This is a genomic window from Agathobaculum sp. LCP25S3_E8, assembly GCF_052117165.1.
Classification (GTDB): domain Bacteria; phylum Bacillota; class Clostridia; order Oscillospirales; family Butyricicoccaceae; genus Agathobaculum.
In genome coordinates this window covers 1-21201 of the sequence record NZ_JBQKJR010000008.1, presented here as the reverse complement: position 1 = coordinate 21201, position 21201 = coordinate 1, and the positions used below count along the sequence as shown (strand labels likewise).

The 21201-nt window shown below is 52.8% G+C and carries 14 protein-coding genes and 1 tRNA gene; 8 read left to right on the top strand and 7 right to left on the bottom strand.

Annotated elements, in window-relative coordinates; genetic code table 11:
- Positions 1-402 precede the first annotated feature (402 nt).
- The 3 genes from ACTQ34_RS04810 to ACTQ34_RS04800 all read left to right on the top strand — a co-directional run bounded on the left by ACTQ34_RS04810 (position 403) and on the right by ACTQ34_RS04800 (position 5379).
- A complete protein-coding gene (locus ACTQ34_RS04810) occupies positions 403-2490 on the top strand; it encodes a glutamine synthetase III family protein (protein ID WP_441362752.1) in 2088 nt (695 codons plus the stop codon).
- Between the two features lie 325 nt (positions 2491-2815).
- Positions 2816-4546 (top strand): ammonium transporter, encoded by a 1731-nt coding sequence (locus ACTQ34_RS04805; protein ID WP_441362751.1) that lies wholly within the window; start codon positions 2816-2818, stop codon positions 4544-4546.
- 209 nt (positions 4547-4755) lie between these two features.
- Entirely contained in the window at positions 4756-5379 is a 624-nt protein-coding gene (locus ACTQ34_RS04800) for a hypothetical protein (RefSeq protein ID WP_441362750.1), read from the top strand.
- A gap of 93 nt (positions 5380-5472) precedes the next feature.
- Here ACTQ34_RS04800 and ACTQ34_RS04795 read toward each other — a convergent pair whose 3' ends face one another.
- Positions 5473-12558 (bottom strand): hypothetical protein, encoded by a 7086-nt coding sequence (locus ACTQ34_RS04795; protein ID WP_441362749.1) that lies wholly within the window; start codon positions 12556-12558, stop codon positions 5473-5475.
- Positions 12551-13417: a GNAT family N-acetyltransferase gene (locus ACTQ34_RS04790; protein WP_441362748.1), complete on the bottom strand. Its 867-nt coding sequence runs from the start codon at positions 13415-13417 to the stop codon at positions 12551-12553. The genes ACTQ34_RS04795 and ACTQ34_RS04790 overlap by 8 nt, the downstream gene beginning before the upstream one ends.
- Positions 13418-13696: 279 nt before the next feature.
- Here ACTQ34_RS04790 and ACTQ34_RS04785 point away from each other — a divergent pair, with 279 nt between their 5' ends.
- Complete coding sequence (locus ACTQ34_RS04785; protein ID WP_441362747.1) at positions 13697-14260, top strand: hypothetical protein; 564 nt, start codon at positions 13697-13699, stop codon at positions 14258-14260.
- Positions 14261-14359: 99 nt separating this feature from the next.
- Here ACTQ34_RS04785 and ACTQ34_RS04780 read toward each other — a convergent pair whose 3' ends face one another.
- Positions 14360-15307: a C40 family peptidase gene (locus ACTQ34_RS04780; protein ID WP_441362746.1), complete on the bottom strand. Its 948-nt coding sequence runs from the start codon at positions 15305-15307 to the stop codon at positions 14360-14362.
- Between the two features lie 34 nt (positions 15308-15341).
- Positions 15342-15641 (bottom strand): hypothetical protein, encoded by a 300-nt coding sequence (locus ACTQ34_RS04775; RefSeq protein WP_441362745.1) that lies wholly within the window; start codon positions 15639-15641, stop codon positions 15342-15344.
- A gap of 168 nt (positions 15642-15809) precedes the next feature.
- Between ACTQ34_RS04775 and mtaB the strand changes: the two genes are divergently transcribed.
- From mtaB to ACTQ34_RS04755, 4 genes are all read left to right on the top strand, one after another.
- Positions 15810-17090, top strand: coding sequence for a tRNA (N(6)-L-threonylcarbamoyladenosine(37)-C(2))-methylthiotransferase MtaB (mtaB, locus tag ACTQ34_RS04770; RefSeq protein WP_441362744.1), 1281 nt, complete (start codon positions 15810-15812; stop codon positions 17088-17090).
- A gap of 69 nt (positions 17091-17159) precedes the next feature.
- Positions 17160-17312, top strand: coding sequence for a hypothetical protein (locus ACTQ34_RS04765; RefSeq protein WP_373163361.1), 153 nt, complete (start codon positions 17160-17162; stop codon positions 17310-17312).
- 194 nt (positions 17313-17506) lie between these two features.
- The gene (gene efp, locus ACTQ34_RS04760) at positions 17507-18067 is read left to right on the top strand and encodes an elongation factor P (RefSeq protein ID WP_297284238.1); all 561 of its coding nucleotides are present in this window, start codon (positions 17507-17509) and stop codon (positions 18065-18067) included.
- 41 nt (positions 18068-18108) lie between these two features.
- Positions 18109-18184: transfer RNA gene (locus ACTQ34_RS04755), tRNA-Val, on the top strand.
- Between the two features lie 1186 nt (positions 18185-19370).
- On the opposite strand, the gene ACTQ34_RS04750 is transcribed toward ACTQ34_RS04755, so the two are convergent.
- Genes ACTQ34_RS04750 through ACTQ34_RS04740 form a run of 3 tightly spaced genes read right to left on the bottom strand, consistent with a single transcriptional unit; the run spans position 19371 to position 21121 of the window.
- Positions 19371-20456: a hypothetical protein gene (locus tag ACTQ34_RS04750; protein WP_441362743.1), complete on the bottom strand. Its 1086-nt coding sequence runs from the start codon at positions 20454-20456 to the stop codon at positions 19371-19373.
- Positions 20419-20595: a hypothetical protein gene (locus tag ACTQ34_RS04745; protein ID WP_441362742.1), complete on the bottom strand. Its 177-nt coding sequence runs from the start codon at positions 20593-20595 to the stop codon at positions 20419-20421. The genes ACTQ34_RS04750 and ACTQ34_RS04745 overlap by 38 nt, the downstream gene beginning before the upstream one ends.
- 25 nt (positions 20596-20620) lie before the next feature.
- Entirely contained in the window at positions 20621-21121 is a 501-nt protein-coding gene (locus tag ACTQ34_RS04740; protein ID WP_441362741.1) for a hypothetical protein, read from the bottom strand.
- Positions 21122-21201: the final 80 nt, after the last annotated feature.

The following is a 21201-nucleotide window of genomic DNA, read 5'->3' as shown; positions in this document are numbered from 1 at the left end:
GAAACCGCTGCCGGGGCGGAGAATTAGGATACAATATAAAAAAGGCGTCCACGATAACCGGAGACCGCTTTTTTTGATCTCCGGTTATCGTGGACGCCTTTGTCCTTTTTCTATTGTATAGCACAACAGGGGACAGCGTCAAGCGGGAAAACAGTGGAAAACATCATTTTTTCGCAATTTGCATAGAATGACCGATGCATTTTCAGTTGGTTTTCAGAAGGTTGCATCAAATCGGTTCTTCCGACGAAAAAGAGTGTTTGAATCCCTTGACAAAGGCGGGTTTGCCCGCTATAATGCAAAGTGTTAACAGCAAAGGCGCTGTGGGAACACGACCCGCAGCGCCTGTTTTGTTATATTCCATTCGTTGGGTAACAAATTCACATATAAAGGAGCGAACCATTCATGAACACAGCAAAGAATGTTCCAGAGTTGTTCGGCAGCATGGTCTTTAATGAGACCGTGATGAAGGAACGTCTGCCCAAGGACGTTTACAGAAAGCTGAAGAAAACCATGCGGGAAGGTACGGCCATTGACGCTGACGTTGCTGCGGTAGTGGCAACGGCGATGAAGGACTGGGCGGTGTCTAAGGGCGCAACGCACTACACCCACTGGTTCCAGCCGATGACCGGCGTGACGGCGGAAAAGCATGATTCCTTTATTTCCCCCACGGATGACGGCAGCGTAATGATGGAGTTTTCCGGCAAGGAACTGATTAAGGGCGAGCCGGATGCCTCTTCGTTCCCGTCCGGCGGTCTGCGCGCGACCTTCGAGGCCCGCGGCTACACTGCGTGGGACCCGACCAGCTATGCGTTCGTCAAGGACGGTTCGCTCTACATTCCGACGGCGTTCTGCTCTTACACCGGCGAAATTCTTGACAAAAAGACTCCGCTGCTGCGTTCGATGGAAGCCATCAGCACGCAGGCATGCCGTGTACTTAAGTTGTTCGGCAAGAATGTTCGCCGCGTGGCGACCACGGTAGGCCCGGAGCAGGAGTATTTCCTGATTGACAAGAAGGACTACGCGCAGCGCAAGGATTTGATTTTCACCGGCCGCACTCTGTTCGGTGCAAAGCCGCCCAAGGGGCAGGAGATGGAGGACCACTATTTTGGCTCCATCCGTCCGCGTGTTGCTGCGTTTATGCAGGAACTGGATGAGGAGCTGTGGAAGCTCGGCATTTTCGCCAAGACCAAGCACAACGAGGTTGCACCCGCGCAGCACGAGATGGCGCCGGTGTTTACCACCACCAACATTGCAACCGATCACAATCAGCTGACTATGGAGGTCATGAAGCGCGTAGCGCAGAAGCACGGCTTCATCTGCCTGCTGCACGAAAAGCCGTTTGACGGCGTCAACGGTTCCGGTAAGCACAATAACTGGTCGATTTCGACCGACGACGGTGAAAACCTGCTCGAGCCGGGCAAGACCCCGAGCGAGAATGCACAGTTCCTGCTGTTCCTGACTGCGGTCATCAAGGCAGTGGACGAATATCAGGATCTGCTGCGTATTTCGGTTGCCTCTGCAGGTAATGACCACCGCTTGGGCGCGAACGAAGCGCCTCCGGCTATCGTTTCCATGTTCATTGGCGACGAGCTGCAGGCGATTCTCGATGCGATCGAATCCGGTGAGGATTACACCGACATGGCCAAGACCAAGATGGATCTGGGCGTTTCCGTTCTGCCGGACATCCCGAAGGATACGACCGACCGCAACCGTACCTCGCCTTTTGCCTTTACCGGCAATAAGTTTGAGTTCCGTATGTTGGGTTCCGCGATCAATATCGCTTGCCCGAACATCATGATTAACACGGCGGTAGCTGAGGAGCTTCGTCTGTTCGCGGATGAGCTGGAGAAGGCGGACGACTTCAAATCTGCACTGGTTGCACTGATTAAGCGAGAAATCAAGGCGCATAAGCGCATCATCTTCAACGGCAACGGCTATGATGATGCTTGGGTGGCTGAGGCAGAGGCGCGCGGTCTGCATAACCTCAAGTCTACTGCGGACGCACTGCCGCACTATACGGATGAGGCCAATGTCGAGTTGTTCACCCGTCACGGCGTATACAGCCGCGTGGAGATGGAATCCCGTGAAGAAGCGCTGCTGGAGGAGTATTACAAGACGCTGCACATCGAGGCCCTGACCATGAGCGATATGGTGCGTGAGGAAATTCTGCCGGCTTGCGTTGCGTATCAGAGCGATCTGGCCAAGACGGTTAAGAATAAGAAGGAGGCCGGTGTTGCAGGCGGCATGGAAGCTGATCTGCTGGGCCGCGTATCCGCGCTGACCGAGGAACTGTACACCAAGGGCCGCGCACTGGATACGGCGGTAGAGCAAGCGCCCGCAGCGGACGCGGAGACGGTCGCTAATTATTATCACGATACGATTCTGCCCGCAATGGATGCGGTTCGTGCACCGGCCGATCAGCTGGAAATGCTGGTGGGCAAGAAGTACTGGCCGTTCCCGACCTACTCGGATATCCTCTTCTACGTTTAAAAACGTATAGGGGGCTTCATAAGCCCCCTGTATACGGAACTTAGTCCCGAAACAAACCGAGTACCGACATCCGAGCGACGTGGTCAAAGGCCGCGGGGTCGGCGTAACAAATGCCCCGGCAAAGTGGGGACATTTGATGCATACCGCGATACGGTTTGCAGAATCATGCCGCGTAGCGCGCGGAAAAATTCTTACATACTTGCATATACTTACATACTCACATACTTGCATATATTTTATCTTCGTACACAATGGCGTGTGTTTCCTGCTTGCCTTAAAGGCGGCAGGGGATACACGCCATTTTAATTTTTAGGGGGTTTTAACAATGGATTTCAATGCACTTGCGACCTCGATGGATGTCGGCTGGACACTGATCGCCGCAGCGCTCGTATTTTTCATGCAGGCGGGCTTTGCGATGGTCGAAACCGGTTTTACCCGTGCGAAAAACGCAGGTAATATCATCATGAAGAACTTGATGGACTTCAGTCTTGGTACGCCGATTTTCTGGCTGGTGGGCTTTGGCATCATGTTCGGTTCGATGAACGGCTTTTTCGGTGGCTTTGATTTTCTGGCCGACGGCGTCGTAGGCGAAGGATACAACTGGACTACGCTCATTTTCCAGACTGTGTTCTGCGCAACAGCAGCGACAATTGTTTCCGGTTCGATGGCGGAGCGCACCAAGTTCTCGGCCTACTGCATTTACTCCATGATTATTTCGGCCATCATTTATCCGATCTCCGGTCACTGGATCTGGGGCGGTGGCTGGCTTGCTGAGCTGGGCTTCCATGATTTCGCCGGTTCTACGGCGGTGCACATGGTTGGCGGCGTGGCGGCGTTTATTGGCGCGGCTATCCTCGGATCCCGTATCGGCAAGTATACCAAGGATGGCAAGGCACGCGCAATTCCCGGCCATTCGTTGACGCTGGGTGCGCTGGGCGTATTCATCCTGTGGTTCTGCTGGTTTGGTTTCAATGGCGGCTCCACGGTTGCTCTGTCCGGTGAGGGCGCAGAGGTTGCGGCCCGTGTTTTTGTGACCACCAACATGGCAGCTGCGGTTGCGACCGTGACGGTGATGTGCATCACTTGGATTCGTTACAAGAAGCCGGATGTTTCTATGACGCTCAACGGTTCTCTGGCGGGTCTGGTTGCCATCACGGCGGGCTGCGACACGGTTACGCCTTTTGGCGCGGCGGTCATTGGCATCATCGCAGGCTTTGTTGTGGTATTTGGTATTGAATTTGTCGACCAGAAGCTCAAGGTAGACGATCCGGTCGGCGCGGTTGGCGTACATGGTCTGTGCGGTGCGACCGGTACGCTGATGGTTGGCCTGTTTGGTTACTATGCGTATGGCAGCACTGAGATTGCACCGGTCGGCCTGTTCTATGGCGGTGGCGTGCATGCGCTTGCTATTCAGGCGCTCGGTATGGTAGCGGTCATTGCGTGGGTTGCCATTGCGATGACGATTGTATTCCAGATCATCAAGCATACCATCGGCCTGCGTGTTTCGGAGGCAGAAGAAATTATGGGTCTCGACAAGCCCGAACACGGCCTGTCCTCGGCGTATGCAGACTTTATGCCGGTGGTGCCGAACGTACTGGGCACCAAGGCGGCCGAAAAGGCAGCATCCATGCTGGATACCATTCCGGTTGCTGTAGAGAAGGCGGTTCCGGTCACCAAGATTACTACCGAGGGCAGCGAACACAAGCTGACCAAAATTGTTATCGTTACCAAGCAGTCCAAGTTTGAAGTGCTTAAGGATGCGCTGGGTGCAATCGGTGTATCCGGCATGACGGTGACCAATGTCATTGGTTGCGGCGTCCAGAAGGGTGCGGCGGAGTATTACCGCGGCGCAGAGGTGGATATGACATTGCTGCCTAAAATCAAGATGGAAGTCGTTGTATCCAAGGTTCCGGTGGAAACCGTGGTTGAAACGGTCAAGAAGGTACTGTACACTGGTCACATCGGCGACGGCAAAATCTTCGTTTACGACGTGGAGAACGTCATCAAGGTGCGCACGGGCGCAGAGGGCTTTGATGCCTTGCAGGACGATGAATAATAAATTGCCGGGGCAGTCCTACGCTGCCTGACAAGTTACAATCACAGCAGAAAAGCCGCCCAATCGGGCGGCTTTTGTTGTGCAGTGACAGGAATTGGCGTGGAATCTTCTCGAAAAAAGAGAAAAAACAAATGTGGTAACCTCTGCAGCCGTTTAACCGTGGCTGCTATACGGTTGATATCCGCTTCTTCTATCGCATCGAGTGCGAGGTGAGCTGTGTAGTCGGCCGTCCGCGCATCATTGACGGCTTGGCCGTATTTGACAAGCGCGTGGTACTGTTCGGCGGCGAAGGCGGCGCCCGTATCTTCTCCTCCCGTTATGTGGAGGACGGCATGGATGTTCAGCTTGCGCCCGACAGCAACAAGCCGACCGCTGTGGTCGAGGTGGTTGACCCCATCGTGCTGGATGCGCGCGTGGTTGCACCGGAGACTTCGTGCAACTGCTGCTGCTGCGCACTGCACGAGGTACCGCGCCCGATTTGCTCCTGCTTCGGCGGTGACAATTTGGTTCTGGATAACGACGGCTATCAGCTGTTCGTTACGCTCGGCCAGTTTGCCATCATCCGCCTGGAGCGCGATATCCAGTTGCTCATGCCGGCGTATGATATCTGCCTGCCGCGTCGCGACTGCTCGAACAGCGGCGTAGGCGGAGAACAGGACCCCTGCGAGATTTTCGCAAACTTTGAATTCCCGATTGATGAATTCTTCCCGCCCAAGCAGGAATGCGGCGAGAATCTGTGCGGCACGCTGAGCGGCGGCTCGAACGGCTGTGGCTGCGGCAGCGGCAACAGCAATTCGGGTGGCTGCGGCTGCGGCAGCAAGTGCGGCGGCTGAGTCGAACGGCGACAGCACCAAACAAAAAAAGGGACGCTCCGAAAGGAGCGCCCCTTTTTCGTGTGTCATGGATTGTACGGCATGCCGGAATTCTTATCGGTACTGACCGCCCATCAGAGCGTCGTATACGCTTTGTGCGGTTTCGCTGTCATATTGCCCGATGGCTTGCGTCTGTCCCAATACGGTCAACGTGGCAAGCGCCAAAATCCGCGTCGAGCCTTGCGGATTGTAGGGACCAGCACAGAACAGAAGCGAACGGACAATATTCAAACCAACAAAAGAAGCCATCTCTGTAGTATCTTCAAAGCCTCTTGCCTGACGAATCAGCGACAGGTCGTCCATCTTCGGTGACAGTGTCAAACCGGCCTTCTCCAGCGTTTCACGCAGCTGCGCGCCTTCGTCGCGATGCGCATAATACTGCTGTACACTTTTCTTGTCCTGAAACCAATTGCGCAGGAAATTGACCAGTTCTCCAGCTTCTTCAACCACTTTTGCAATCAGTCCGCTCTCGTCGCCCACTGCGTCGCCAATGAGACCGCCAACCAGACTGCTCATGGTTTGGACTATCTCGTCGATTTGGCGGCTTTCGGCTTTGCTTGCGCCTTGTTTCTGCAGATGCTGGTTGCGGTTACGGGCGCGGTCGCTGCGCGCTTTTTGCTCTTCGGTCTGGGGCGCGGTCTCGGCCGGTGCAGCCTGCTCTCGGCGTTTGGCGCGTTCCGCCTCTTCTTGGGCGTCATTCAGATCGCCTATTTTGGAGAGGTTTTTTCCGACCGAGATGCCTGCATTCAGATATCCCAGATGCGAGCTGGCTTTTTCCAGCTTTTCGCCCAGCACCGTGGAGGCTTTTTCTCCGATTACGCTGCTGATTTTGTCCTCATAATTTTCATGGAAATCCTTAACCGTATTGGTGAAGCTCTCGGCGCCGGCACGCACCTTATCAAAGGACAGGCCACCGCTCTCTTCGGCCCCCAGCACTCGATTGATGCGGTTGGAGACCTTGGTCGGCAGCAACATCAGTGCCAAGCGCTTGGCCGGACCCGGAATCTGTTCCTCTATGCGGGCACGCACGCGCCGTCCCATAAAGCGGGTGAAGCGGTTGCCGGAATTATGCAGGTTCTGGCGCAGAAAACCGCCGTCAAAATGGAATGCGCCAGTCTGGCTCAAATCGCCTTCGGAAACATAAAGCTCTCGGTCCTCCAGAAAAATATTGCGTTCGTTGGTGGTGCGGTAAACCAATTGCAGTGCACGACTGACCAGTTTCCAGTCGACCGCGGTGTCGCGTTTGGAAAGCAGGTGTTTCGCGCCGACACGAATGGTGCGGTCGGTAAAATCTACACTGTCGTTGATCTGGAAGGATAGAGCGGTCAGGATGGCGTTGCGGCAGTCCATTGCTTTAAGTTGCAAACCCTGTGTACCTTGCGCATGATGCAGATGCTCGTCGATGAGCGAGAAACGGGCGCGCGGGTTGACATAATCCCGTCCCTGGATACCAAAGAGGCTGAACAGTGCGTCCTGTTTGGATACGTCCAGAATATCGCGCTGCCCCAGCGCCTTGATGAACAGGGTACGCTGCGATTCATCCAGATTCAGCCAGCCGGCGTATACGGCCTGCTGGCCGTCGAGCTCCGCTTGCTCCCGCAGGAATGCATCCACATGCTCCGGCGTGTCGAATGTTTCGGGCAGACTGCTTTGCTTTGCATATTGCGCTTTGACCGTTTCATTGTTGCTTATCATAACGGCGTCCTTAGCATTTTTCACAGCGGTCAGGCGCGTTTGCTCATGTTCCATCTCCTGTAGGAAGTCCATCGCGCGATCGAGCAGATCCCAGTCTACCGGGCTTTTGCGATTGAGGCCGACAAAGTCTTCCTTCCGCAGGCGGTGGTTCAAGTCCACATCATCACGCAGTTGATAGCTGTACAGCGTGTCCAGCGCATGTGCAAGGCTTTCGGCCGTAAACTGTGGGCACTGGCTGCTGTCGGCATAGCCGGTGAGCATATCCAGGCGCTTTTCCTCATGGACAACGCCGCGGACGGCGCCGCCGCCGACTGCCCACAGGCTGACCCGCTGGGTATAGTCCAACACGGTGCGATCCTGCAATATCCAGATGAGCAGATTTTGCTGCATGGGGCTGAGTGCTCCGAGCTTGTCCATCAAAGCGGTATGGGACTCGCCGCCTTGCTTTTGAAGCACATCGGACAAATCGTGGAAGGTGGTGAGCGTTTCGGGCTGAATCGGTTCGGGGACATTGCTGGTGCGCAGACGCCGTGCTTCTGTGCGAGTTTCGTAGCTGTCTGTCAGACGGTCCAGATCAAGGGGCTGGTTTTCCTGCCGACGGCTGATGCAGAGTAGGGTAAAGTCCATCGCCTGTCGGAACGAGGCAGGGCCAAAGGTGCCGTTACTGTCTTTCAGCCGGTTGAGCGCAATAGTATAGTTGATCGGCGCCGAAAATTCGCCCGTTTCCACGTAGGTTTGCAGTGTGTTCTGGATGAAGATTTGGCGGCTGCGGTTTGCCTGTTCGCTTTGCAGCAGTTGATTACTGGGCAGCGCAAGACCAAACTTGCCGGGCGCCGTCAGCGTCAGTGCAAAGATTTGCCGCTGGTTTTTATCCAGTGCGTTGTATTCATTTAGCAGGGATTTGTCAGCATGCTCGGCCAGATAGGCTTCAAAGCCATTACGGTCCACCATAGTGCAGGGGGTGACCTCCGAGCTGGTCAGGCCATCATAGGAGATATTCCCCAGCAAAGAGGAGGAGTTGATGAGATATTGTCGCGACAGCTCGTCAGACAGCAGCGTCTGCGTCTGCGTACGAATTGACTCGATATCCAGCTTGGCGGTGCCCTCCAGTAATTCGGTATGGAAGTAGTCGCGCAGACCCATGTACAGCGTTTGCCGCTCATCCTCTTTGTAGGGCGCAAGTAGCGCGGTCCACACGCTTTCTATCTGAATGACAGCACGCAGATAAGACAGCCGCTTTTCGGCCATCGACTGGAATTCCTCCGGCGGCAGAGTATACAGCCCCGCAGCCAGACCGTCGGCTACTTGCTGTCGTTCTGCGTCCAGTGCGGGATTTTTGATTTCCAGCGCTGTGACTGCTGTAATCAGGCTGCGGGCGTTGCGGAAGGTGGACAGTCGGTCGGGCAGGTCCTGATTGAGTGCACCATTCCGGTGTGTCAACAGGTAGGTCGTGAATGCATCTGCTTCGGAGTGCTCGAGCTTTTCGCCATTTACGCCCTGTTCGCAAAGTACAGTTATCAGCTCGGTCAATTCGGTATTGAGTGCGTCCAGCGCTGCGGCGTCATCTTGCGCGATGGCGCGCTCGATTAGACAGCCCTGCACAAAGGGGGAAGCGTCAGGATACTGCGTCTTGATGCGCTCTGTTGTTTGCTGAATGGTGCGCATCTGCGGGTTTTGGATGTTTGTCATCGCCAGAATGGGCGACGAAATCCCACTCAGCTCTTGCAGACGGGCAGCATCGGTATCAGCCTGCCGGCCTGCAGCCTTCCGCTGTTCGATCTGCGTCATGACGGATGCGCGCTGGCTCATGATTTGCTTGCTCCGCTGCACGTTGTCCATTTCATCTGAGTCCAGCTGCTGATACTGCCGGAAGAGCCGGTCCAAATCACCGGCAAACTGATCCGCCGGGGTATAGAACAGCTTGGTGCGCAGATACTGACGAAAACCCTCTTTCATGCGCTGCTCATGCGGATGGCTGCTCAGGAAGGTGTTGAGCGCTTCCATATTGGTCAGCAGCGGCTCGGAGTGGTCGGTCAGAAACTGGTCGATTGTTTTACTGGAGTGAAGCAGGAAAGCAGAACCTTCCTCCTGAATCAAATCATAAAGATAGGGCGCCATGGTGCGGCGAATCCCCTCTTTGGCGTTGACGATTTTATGGATTTTATCATCGATGGTCGGTTGTCCGGCCTTGTGCTGGGTGATTTGTCCGTAAAGGGTGTAAAATTCCTGTTCCCACGGCCAGTCGTTGGGTTTTAGGGTGGAGAGCTTTTGCCAGCACTCCTCCACCATCTGGCCGATGAGGAAGGGGTCGTTAAAGTATCTTTCCTTCAAATGACGCAGCGGCGCTTCGTATTGAGCCAGCAGCGTCTTCGTCAGCTGCTCCATATCCACATTGCTGCCGGTGGACAGGGTGGTCCAGACGCTCGGCTGCTGCATAAGACGGTTCAGAATGGGCTGGAGTACGCCGTTGCCTGCGGTGCGCAGTTCATGGACACGCGCGTCGATTGCTTGAGAAAGTGATTGCGCCTGCGTCAGCTGCTCCGGTTTGGCAAGGAGTGCGTCCAGCTTCTTCATGGCGTCTGCCCAGCTGGCGACGCCAAAGCGGGTGAGGTTTTCCTCCCGCTCCTGCTCATCCAGTCTGACAATCATCTGACGGAAGTTATCGGTCAGTTGTTGCGCCTGTTCGGCAGGGAGATTAGCCGTTTGCAGCTTTTGCTCCAGCTCGTTCCGGTGCGCTTGAATTCTTCTGTCCATAGCGCGCAGCTTTTTCTCATAAGCGTCGCGCTCATCATGGGTAAGGGCGCGAGCCATATCCGGTGCGGACAAAATAACATCCTCATAGCCGGATAACAGCATTTCGTGTGCGCACTCCGACTTGCTGATGCGGTCCCAATAGACGCGGATGGGGTCTTTCGTGGAAGGTTCGACAAGTGCATGTTGCTGTACTTGCGCATGGCACAGGCGGATGGCTCTGTCATCCAAATTCTTTTCCTGCAGTTCGCTCAAAATCTGTTCGGCTTGCTGGAAACGTTCCACACGGCGTCCTGGACGGCTGCCCTTGGTGAAGAAATGTCCGCCGCGGCGTGCATCCAGATAGCGGTACTGCACCTGTCCTGTCTCGGCCTTTTCCTGGCCGACCTGTGTCAGGAACCGAAGTTCTACAGAAGTGGTTTCCTGTATCAGACGATGCTGTATCTGCTCGGCCATTGGACGGAAGTTCTCGGTTGTGATGTCTCCCTTTAGGATACCGGGCAGCATACGGATGAGAATTTGCCGTGTCTGTGGGAAGGAAAGCGAACTCCACGGCTCGGCCACCTGCGCCAACGTGCTGCGCCATTGACGAATGAGCGTGGCACTTTCGCTGCGGGGGAGGTTGTCCAAATCGTGCAGACTGCGAACCGGCCCGAAGACCTGCTGAGACAGGAGCTGGTCGAGTGCTTGCAGGATTGGTTCGGAGTAGCTGTCAAACAGCCCGCCAAAGCCGGACCAACGGCAAAGGGCTTCGCCTTCCAACTGTTGCCGGATGATGCCCTTCTGCGCATGATTGGTAGGCTGCAGGAAATCGCCCTTTGTGCCATATAGGGCGTGCGCGTGGTCTACATGGGTTTCCGAAGCGCCGCGCTCAAGTGTTTTCAGCTTGTTGTCCAGAGCGGTTTTAAAAGCTTCAGCCTCTTGGTCGAGTTGGTCCATGGCCCATGCGTCCAGCTCTTTCCATGCTGCCGGGGACATGGTGAGATCAGCCTGCTGCGCGTCCAGAATGTTCAGATTATCGTCGATCCGCTTTTTCAGTCCTGTAAGCGCCGCTTTCATTTTGTCCAGATTATCCGCCTTCGCCTGTACGACCCGGCGGTCAGCCAGCTTGCCCCAGCGGTTTTGCAATCCGGCTTGGCGCATGGCAACGCGGAAGGTGGCTTCAATATGGGCCGCTTCCGGTATAGCTGCCTGTAAATTGCGCAGATAGTGGTATACTGTGGCGGAAATTGCGCCGGGGGAGCCGGTTAGAAACAGATAGCTTTCTTTTTCAATCAGCTTGTTCATTACAATCTCCCGGCTGGCAGTGGACAGAGAATCCTCAAGGATTTTCTGCACATCAGCGAGATTTTCCTCCGCCTGCTGGGACAAATGCTCGAGCTGCTGCTGAAAGAGCGTTTCATCGCTCTGCTCGAGAAGCAGATTTTGTATCAGCCAGCTGTCCATTGCGCCTTGCAGCAGCTTGAGCTTGGGATGGTTGCGCAGAATCTCCAGCCGCTCGTGATAGAGTTTGATATGCTCGGTCTGGCTTTCCAGTGCAGCGGTGATGGCCTGCTCCAATTCCTGAGACTGTTCTTCCAGAGTATCGGTGAGCAGGCGTGTGCCGAGGTTGGTCCTCAGTGTCTGCGCCACCGAATCACGCAGCAGCTGCAGCGCTGGTTCGCGGGTCTGGTAGGCGTCCAGTGCGCGATCCAGAGCGGGCAGATTACGCTCTAGCGCTTCATGCAACCGTTGTACAGAAACGGCAAACTCCCGCCAGGGCTGCTGCATTTTTTCCGGACCGAGCACCTGTTCCGCCAATTCGGCATAGGGACCGAGCAGCCACTTCTGCGGAATGCTTCCATCGGAGGAAACGCCCGTACGCAGATAAGCCCGCTTGGCGCGCAGGATTTCGGGGCTCTCTCTCTTTTCCTGTTCGGCTTGACTTTGCTCTGCAATATGCTTGGCCCATTGCTGCTGGAAGGCCTGACTGCAGCATAGTTTGCTTGCCGCCATGCCGGAAGCGGACGCGACGCCGTACAGTTTAGCAAAAACCGCCTGATTGACCTGTTCGGGTGGCAGATGCTCTACCATATGCTCGAGCGCGACGGAGACACAGTGATACAGCAGTACAAAACGGCTTTCAGTGTCAAGCCCTGCCATTTCGTTCAGGTAGCGGTGGCTGGGTGCGGTGGCGCCCAGTTCTAGCGAATGGTAGACTTCCACCAGACCGGACAGCTGTGTTTCATCCATCGTAGAGGGGGTGCAGCGCTGCAGCAGGGTTAGCAGATGACACAGTGTGGTAAATGCAGGCGTTTGCTCCTGTGTGGTCAGTTGGTCCAGCGACAGGGGGTCACCCACCGTTTGCGTCAGCACCTGTGCGTAAACCTGTGTGGAGGCATTTTCTTCGACGGATTTGAGTGCTTGCAGCATGTTATCCTGCATCTGTTGGCCGGGCTGATAAAAAGCCTGCGTCGCCTGCGGGGAGAGCGCAGCATCGAGAGCCTTTTTCTTATCCTGTAATTTCCGACGCTCGTTTTTGCTCAGTTTTTTAATATTTTTCTGCGCCTCTTGCAGTTCCGCCTCCGTGGTGGCGCGCAGATGCGCCGCCATTTGCGGAGAAACAGGATCGAACTGCTTCATCTCCTGCTGGACGGTGTGCGTGGTTTCGATGTGTTGCTGCTGTTGTCGGTTCGCATGGAGTGTCTTACCCATGGTTCATCCCGTCCTTTCTGTAAAAGCCTCGCATCAGTTGCCCCTGACAGAGAAAGATGCGTTTTCCGTGCTGTTGCAGCAGGCGGTAAGCCAAACGGCTGGCGGATTCCTCCACGCAGTCAAACGAAAGCTCAGTCAGGCCATGCTCCAGCATAGCTTGTGCGGTGCTGCGCAGTATGGCAAGCCCGCCGGTCACACAGCCTGTGCGGATGCTGAATACATTTAAATGGAACATGCCGGGGGCGGTTTGCTGTACCAAAGTCAAACCAGCGGGGCGGTTTTCCATCAGAAGCACATGACTGGTTGCAGGGTCGGCAAGATGGTATTCCGCCCGGCTGGCCTGATAGTTGCCCTCTCGTTCATAGTGCGCGCGGATTTCGTTCCATTGTGCCGTTGAAAGGTCGGATAGGGGAAGGACACTGTCGTGCCAGTCAACATGGGCGTTAGGGGACAGAACGGGAGCGGATTCCAGCTCTTCACGGGTCAAGCGAAAGTGTGGGAAGGCAAGGGCCTTGGTCAAAAAACCTTCTCGGGATAACATCAGCTCCATCACCGGTGTCCAGTCGGCGTCAAACGGATAACTGACGGTGATGCTGGCAATGGGCTGGCGTATCTTTTCGAAAATGCGCACACATGCCTGATGGAGAAGTCCTTCCCCCACGCCATGCCGACGGTGAGCCGGTGCAACCCAGAACCAGCAGATGCTGGCGCGTTCCCCCATGATGTTCAAGGCAATGACGCCACAATTTACACCGTCGCAGTTGGCGCCCAGCAAGACAGTTGAGCGTATGGAAAAGCGGTCGGGCAGCAAGGGGGAAAAAGCGGGGAGGAGTTCCTCGGTAATAGGAAAAATCTTCATACGTAACCTCCATGGAAAATGAGGAAAACAGGGATACTTCGGTCTGCCGCAACGTGGTGCAGCAGCGCAGAGTATGTCGAATAGAAGGAGAAAACTACTAAATTATAACATAGCATGGAAAAAAAGAGAGGTCAATTGTTTTTCTATTATTTGTAGAATACGGAAGAGAAGTACGGCCGTGTTGGTTCATGCACACCGCACAGAGCCGAAGGGTACACGGATACATAAGCGTGGCTGCCGACGCATAGAATGAGCGTGTAGGAAGGGGGCGGCGCTGGGATGCAGGAAGAAAGAAGCCCTGTCTATACCATTATTCTGGGCGTGTGCATGCTGTTGTGCCTGCTGATGATTGGCAGGATGCTGCTGGGTCATCCGGAGCAGGGTGCTTCGCCGGAAGCGGGCGCTCCGACTTTACCGGAGCAGGAGGAGACGGGAATGGAATTGCGTGAAACGGATTTATGCGAGTTGATAAAGCAGGCCCTACCAATACCGGTGCGGGAAATCACCGCGCAGATTGGAGCGGATGAAACGATTTCCGTTGTGGTATTGGTGCGTAAGCAGGATTTGCAGGAGAGTGGGTTGGTGTCGGGAGGACTGCGCACTGCGCTGTTGTTTCTGCCGGATGAATGTCGCATGTATGGGGTATGGACGGCTTCCGTGGCGGAAAGGAAGATTGTGCTGCAATGTGAAAATGCGGAAATTGGTGGAATTGCCGTACCGGCGGAACTGATTACGGCGTTAACCGATCAGGTAGCGACGTCCATCAATGAGCATTTGGAAAAAGCGGGATTTAAGCCGGAAAAACTGGAATGGACAGACGGCGCATTGCAGTTAACAGCGTAGCAAACGAGGCAAAGCCTTGGGCAGGAGATTGAAAATTACAGAACGAAAAACGGCATGACCAAATTGGCCATGCCGTTTTAAAGCATAGGGTTGTCCTTTTTAATCAAAAATAACACGGCCACCGCCCTGGAAACGGGTCAGATAGCTGCCGGAAAGCGGCTCATACTTGACCACTTCACCAGTATGCGGGGAGTGGATAAACGTATCATCGCCGACATAGATGCCCACATGGCTGATGGAAGAGGGGCTGCTGCCGAAGAATACCAGATCACCCGGCTCAAGATCCTCGAGCGCTACGCGCGTGGTTGCGTCAAACTGGGACTGGGCAACACGCGGAATAGAGCCGACTGTGTTGGCAAAGACATACGAGGTAAAGCCGGAGCAGTCAAATCCGCTCGGTGTGCTGCCGCCGTATACATACGGGGTTCCGAGGAACTGTGCGGCATAATCCAAAACCTCTGCGCGCTTCTCGCTGGTGCCGGTATAGGAAACTACATTGGTGGAAGGCACGATGGTTTCGGAAGTGCCGGAATTATTGGTAGCAGTGCTGCCGGAATTCGCGCTTGTGCTCTGTACGCCGGAGAAGCTGATATAGTCCGGATGTACATAGCCGGTTTTGCCGTTATATGTAACCTTATACCAGTTGCTCTGCACACCGGTCACGTCGACAACCGTGCCGTTTTTCAAAGACGCAAGCACACTGGAAGAGGTGCTCGGCTGAGAACGGAAGTTTACCGTGGTGTCGCAGACGATTTTTGCCTTGCCAAGCGAAAAATCAGTAGCGGTGGTGCCGGTCAGATATTCGCCGCTGACATAGCCTTCCTTGCCGTTGGCAACGACCTTATACCAGCTGCTGCTGTTGTTCAGGACAGCAACAACGGTGTTCTGCGACAGGGTGGCGATCACCTCACCGCCGGGGGACTCACGCAGATACAGCGCATCCGCTTTTACTTTCGCCTGATACATAGCCAGCGAATTAGGAAGAAGCATGGATACGGCAAGCATGCCGGTGACGGCGATGCGGAATAATTTCTTTGTGGATTTCATGGATAAGCCTCCGTTTGTCAAAGCAAAGTGTGGTTTACTTGTTGTTCAGTGCTCGGCCGAGCCAGATGGAGGCGATGTCCATGGCGGCCCACAGGCTGTTTTTCTCAGTCTTTTTTACGATGCGATCCTTGATTCGCACATTGGGGTTCGTCTGCTGCAATTGAACGGAAACGCGCTTGGCGACCGGCAGGCCTTTGACCTCGCCGGCATCCAGAATCTGCATCATAATAATGTGGGAATCACTCATGGAACCATAATAAATGATGTTTTCCTTGCGCATCAGCGGGTGTCCTTTATATTCCAGAAGTTCTTTCTTCTTGGCGGTGGTAGGCATTTTGTGCACTCCTTATAGTTACAAAACGGTTACAAGTTAAAGTTACATTATGGAAACAGTATAGCATGGCTGCCGCCGTTTGTCAAATGCGAATTAAAAATCGGTTGGAAAAACCGCTATTTTGTGATACAATAGGGCAGCAAATACAACAATTTGGTAGGGGCTTTCATGAAGTTTGCTTTTTTCACCTTGGGATGCAAGGTCAATCTGTTTGAAACGCAGGCGCTTGAGCAGCTGGCACAGGCGCGCGGGCATGAAATTGTGGACAAGGATGCGGATGCGGTTATTATCAACACCTGCACGGTTACATCGGTGTCCGACCATAAGAACATCCGTGCGCTCCATCGGCTGCGCAAGGACAATCCACGGGCGGTGATTGCGGCCTGCGGCTGTTTTGCGCAGACCGATCCGGAGCGCGTGCGCGCGACGGGCGAGGTCGACCTCATCTGCGGAACGGGCAATCGTGCGGAGGTGATTGCGCTGTGCGAAGCTGCGGTGCAAGGAGAGACGGCATCTTGCTGCGCATCGGAGGAGGAAAGATATGAAGTGCTGCCGGCCGGGGTTCCAAGAGGCCGGACGCGCGCGCTGCTGAAAATAGAGGATGGGTGCAACAATTTCTGCACCTATTGTATTATTCCATATGCGCGAGGGCGGGTGCGCTCGTTGCCGCCCGTGCTGGCAGAGCAGGAAACGGCACGTTTGGAAGAGCAGGGTGTGCACGAAGTTGTCCTGACAGGAATCGAGATTGCGTCATATGGGCGGGATTTGCAGCCCGTTGTTTCGCTGACAGACCTGCTGTGCGATTTATTGCCGGCACACCCGGAGATGCGGTTCCGACTTGGCTCCCTTGACCCGCGCGTGGTTGATGCGGATTTTTGCAGTCGGTTGTCAGGTTTGCCTAACCTCGCTCGGCATTTCCATCTTTCCTTGCAAAGCGGCTGCGACAGTGTGCTGCAGCGCATGGGGCGTAAATATACGGCAGAGGAATATTATCAGGCGGTGGAACGGATTCGCGCGGTGATTCCGGACGCCTCCATCACCACCGATTTAATTGTAGGCTTTCCGGGAGAAACCGAGGAGGAGTTCGCAGAAACGCTGGCGTTTCTCGAACGCTGCGCGTTTGCGGCGGTGCATGTGTTCCCGTTTTCCGTGCGGGAGGGCACGCGCGCGGCAAAGCTGCCGGGACAGCTTGCTCAGCAGGAGAAGGCGGCGCGCGCAGAGCGAGCCAAAGCAGTGGCGCTGCGGCTGAGTGAAGCATATCGTCACGGCTTTGTCGGAAGAGAATTGACCGTACTGCCCGAGCATCGCACAGACGGTTTTTGGGCGGCGCACGGCACATATGGTTTTCCTATATATATAGAAGAGGAAGAGCGGGTAAAAAAGAACGAACCGGTCGAGGTGCGATTGGAAGAATTGCATCGTGACGGCCTGCGCGGAAAAATCCTTTAGCGCATCTGTCACCACATGAGGAGTTGCTCCATAGTATGAAGTGAAATCTTTAATAGGAGGAAATTCCTTATGTGCTCTTCTAACTCTATTTTTGGCGAGAATAACTGGTGGTGGATCATCGTTGTTATCATCCTGATCTGGATCTGCTGTGAGCAGGGCAACGGCTGTGGCTGCGGTTCGGATAACGGCTGCTGCACTTGCGGCAACAATTGCTGCTGCTGATTAAGCCACATATTCCCAAAGCGGATGTGAAGGCGGCGCGGCCTGCGGCTGCGCCGCCTTTTTCCGTGCCCGCAAAAAAATTTCAAGAAAATTATAATTACCTCTTGCAAAAAGAAGAAATTTGCGGTAGAATAAACAAGCACTGTTCGAGAGACAGTCAAAATGAGGATAAATCACTATGGAGGAATACCGATATGCTGGCAGGCGAATTTCGTAACGGCACAACTTTTGAAATGGACGGTCAGGTGCTGCAGGTCATTGAGTTTCAGCACGTAAAGCCGGGCAAGGGTGCGGCGTTCGTTCGCGTAAAGATGAAGAATGTCATCACTGGCGCGGTAACGGAGCGTTCCTTCAATCCGACCGATAAATATGAGGCAGCTTATGTAGAGCGCCGTGACATGCAGTACCTTTACAACGAAGGTGATCTGTACTACTTCATGGACAACGAAACCTATGAGCAGATTCCGATCAGCAAGGATACGCTTGGTGATGATTTCCGCTTCGTGAAGGAAAATGAAAACTGCAAGGTTTGCTCTTACAAGGGCAATGTCTATGCGGTTGAGGCACCGCTCTTCGTAGAGTTGGAGATTACCGAGACCGATCCTGGTTTCAAGGGCAATACTGCGACTAACACGCTTAAGCCTGCGACCGTTGAGACCGGCGCAACCGTTCAGGTTCCGCTGTTCATTGAGCAGGGTGAGCGCATCAAGATTGACACTCGTACCGGTGAATATCTGGAGCGTTGCAAGAAGTAAGACAATTTATCCGGACGATGATTTTCCATCGTCCGAGTTATGGACATTTAGCTCAGCTGGAAGAGCATCCGCTTGACGTGCGGAAGGTCGGCGGTTCGAACCCGTCAATGTCCACCATCCAAAACCGTCCTAAAAAGGGCGGTTTTTGTTGTTTTTAATTGATTCTGCTAACATTACGCGCTTTCCGGCAGCAGTTGTATTATTAAGTTCGAAGTAGTCATGTAGTTACAATTCAGGAGCAAAAAGTGCTTGTTGAAGTGTTTGAACATGATTCGGAGAAAAGTATGTAGGGATAAAGCTACCACACACTTTTTATCAAAACAAATTGCGAAATCTACCTATTTAACCTAGCTCTTTGAGTTTCTGCTTTATTTGGAAAGGTTTATTGGCACCGGGAAATATCTGATCCGGAAGCGAAATCATACCGTTTTTCAACATGATTGCAATGGTAGTTGTCTGTTCATAAAGACGGTTTTGGATTTTCGGCATTTGCTGTGTTTCATCTTCTGCAGAATGCTCCCTTAGATCCATCTAGAATGTAAGACTTTCGTTTGCAATTTCCGGCGCATCTACTTGAGCGCTAAAGCTGTGAATTGGGAATACATTGGCTGAGCGACAAGGGATTCGGACGGTTGAAGCACCGAAGTTGCTGGCTTTTTTATGCGCTCCTGTTGCACAAATAGGCGAGGGTGGCTCAAATAATGCCCTGTAGAGCCGATTACCTCTTCGTTGTGGCTTGGGGTTGAACCGTTGAACCAATCCTCTATGCAACGTTGTTCTTGAGGGAAAACATATTGTAGCATCGGCAACCGGAAAAACTGCTGACCAAAGTGGCGAAGGGAAGTGGGTATTTTCTGGATGACGAGTTTTCGAAAGGATGAAATCTTTTTTTAATCAGGAAAATCCGGTATGTTTACCTTTTTGGTGCGCCAATACACCCGTGTACGGAAGGCGCGCCTCGGATGCTGGGTGAATTGGTTGAGAAGAACGAGGTTTACAATTGGAAGCGTATAAGCGTGTGGGAGAAATCACGAGCTCCCAAATGCAGTTCCTGCCAATTCTCGGTGTGACCGTCAATACCGGAAAGGATGTGTATGCTAGAACTACGTTCTAGCCGAAAGTATCGGGTAAAAAACAAAACAAAAAACGAGTGTTCTTACAGCTTTTCAAATGCTATAAGAACACTCGTCATGTGTTAAGACGTCACTGTGGAGGTTCATTTTAGGCCGTCATAATTATGACACGTTTTGCACCAATTCTCAAATTATCCGGGTCAAAATGTTTACCATTCTATTATTGTGGCCTAATTCGTATAACTAAATGAATCATCAGCGTTATAAGTGACCGAAATTGCGTGAGATCCATTGTCATCCGAGGTCAAAACAATTTCACTCAATAGTCCGTCGGCACTATATATGTATTGATATTCGCAGTTGTTCCAATAGACGCTATCAATCGTCAGTCGTATGCAGTGCATATCTTCATATTCATACTGATACGTGGTTTCAAGATCATCTGGCCCAATTGAGTTACCATCCATACTGCATGATTCCGACACTTTTTGGAGATAGCCATTGGCATCGTATTCATACTTCGTTTCATACCATTCACACAATGATCCTTGTTCGCTTGCGCTGAAGTTGAGCAGAGCATCTTTGTAGTCCTGCACGGTGGCATACATATAGCAGTCTACCGTTCCAGGCACAATGACTTCGTTTTTTTCGTCGGCAAAAACATAATAATATTGGGAGACAGTTCCTCTCGCCCGATCATCTCCCCATGGCATGAAAATGGCTTGCACCATACCATTTTCACTCGGGCCAAGAATGTTATTGTCAATAATTGAAACATAAAGGGTATACGAACTATTTGAAGTAGTGAATGTCAGTTTCTTAATCACACTATCATAATTTGAGTGATTAAATACTTCTACCGTTTCCGCGACTGCATTTACGATCACTGGCATCTGTACTTGCGGCGTCGACATCTCCGTATACCACAACCTTGGATCAGCAAACATAATCTGTACGACAAATTCTTGTCCGTCATCATTCACCTGTTCCGTGTTATATGATAGGATTAATCGCTCCTCGTTATCAATATCAAAATCACAAAAGACATAGTTAGAAAGAGAGTCGTCTCCGTATTGGGCCTGCAAATAGTGCTCAAGTCCGGAATGATTGGATAGCGTTGGCGTTACTTTTTTCGCAGTTATCTGCGTATTAATATCTCCGCCGCTTTGTCTATCGTCATCATTCACGCCGCCACATCCGACGAGCGCCGTTAATAGCAACACCAGTACAAGTAAATGCGCTAAACATCTTTTCATATCGCTCTCGCCACCTCGCTTCTCATTTTTTGTATCGATCCGCAAGGTTTTCCGGCTCATGTGACTCTGCTCTGTTTTTCTTGTCCTTAATCGCGTTTTCAACCACATCGAAGCCCTTGTAAAGCACCCGCTTGATGACATAGCGGATCAAAAGAAGCACGATAGTAAATCCAGCAACTACTAAAATCCATTGTGGCATAACTTTTCCCTCCCTATAATCAGTTTCAGCTTAAAAAGCTGGGTTTGGTTTTCGTCTTGTTCTTCCAACTCTCTACCTTCGTGTTAGGGTCAAGCTTGAGGAACATTTTCTCCAGAGCGGTAAGGGTCATGTTCATAGCGGTAATGTTCTGTGGCATTCCCCGGTAAGTCTGCCATTTGGTAAAGCTGAACGAGTAAGAATATGTATCTGCCTCACTCTGTAGTGGAACCAGCCGTGCAGCCCAATTACTGCCGCTGAAATTGACTGCGCCCTCCTGCGTAGAACCCTTAACTGACACGCCAGCCTTGCTGAAATCCGTTTCTTTCAATGCGCAAATAACTGCTGGGAAGTCCACCTTTTGCAGTGTAAACTTCTCTGTTGTTTCAATAAAATCTGCATCGCGTTTGATGATGCTGCCATCGTTCAGAGCTTCTTTGGTTTGTTTATATTGTTTTGTACCAAGCACAACTGTGATTAAAACTATAACAACGACGATTAGGCCATGTTTGAAAAACAAAAGTTGCACAAACGGATATGATTTAGTAAACTATTGATATGGGAACGAAACGATATGAACTCACAGAAAGTGAATGGAATCGAATCAAA

Excerpts from the sequence above, each read along its gene's own strand:
- ACTQ34_RS04750 (WP_441362743.1), bottom strand. The coding sequence starts at position 20,456 with ATGAGCCGGAAAACCTTGCGGATCGATACAAAAAATGAGAAGCGAGGT.
- ACTQ34_RS04805 (WP_441362751.1), top strand. The coding sequence starts at position 2,816 with ATGGATTTCAATGCACTTGCGACCTCGATGGATGTCGGCTGGACACTG.
- ACTQ34_RS04745 (WP_441362742.1), bottom strand. The coding sequence starts at position 20,595 with ATGCCACAATGGATTTTAGTAGTTGCTGGATTTACTATCGTGCTTCTT.
- ACTQ34_RS04790 (WP_441362748.1), bottom strand. The coding sequence starts at position 13,417 with ATGAAGATTTTTCCTATTACCGAGGAACTCCTCCCCGCTTTTTCCCCC.
- ACTQ34_RS04795 (WP_441362749.1), bottom strand. The coding sequence starts at position 12,558 with ATGGGTAAGACACTCCATGCGAACCGACAACAGCAGCAACACATCGAA.
- ACTQ34_RS04775 (WP_441362745.1), bottom strand. The coding sequence starts at position 15,641 with ATGCCTACCACCGCCAAGAAGAAAGAACTTCTGGAATATAAAGGACAC.
- ACTQ34_RS04785 (WP_441362747.1), top strand. The coding sequence starts at position 13,697 with ATGCAGGAAGAAAGAAGCCCTGTCTATACCATTATTCTGGGCGTGTGC.
- ACTQ34_RS04810 (WP_441362752.1), top strand. The coding sequence starts at position 403 with ATGAACACAGCAAAGAATGTTCCAGAGTTGTTCGGCAGCATGGTCTTT.
- ACTQ34_RS04765 (WP_373163361.1), top strand. The coding sequence starts at position 17,160 with ATGTGCTCTTCTAACTCTATTTTTGGCGAGAATAACTGGTGGTGGATC.
- mtaB (WP_441362744.1), top strand. The coding sequence starts at position 15,810 with ATGAAGTTTGCTTTTTTCACCTTGGGATGCAAGGTCAATCTGTTTGAA.
- efp (WP_297284238.1), top strand. The coding sequence starts at position 17,507 with ATGCTGGCAGGCGAATTTCGTAACGGCACAACTTTTGAAATGGACGGT.
- ACTQ34_RS04780 (WP_441362746.1), bottom strand. The coding sequence starts at position 15,307 with ATGAAATCCACAAAGAAATTATTCCGCATCGCCGTCACCGGCATGCTT.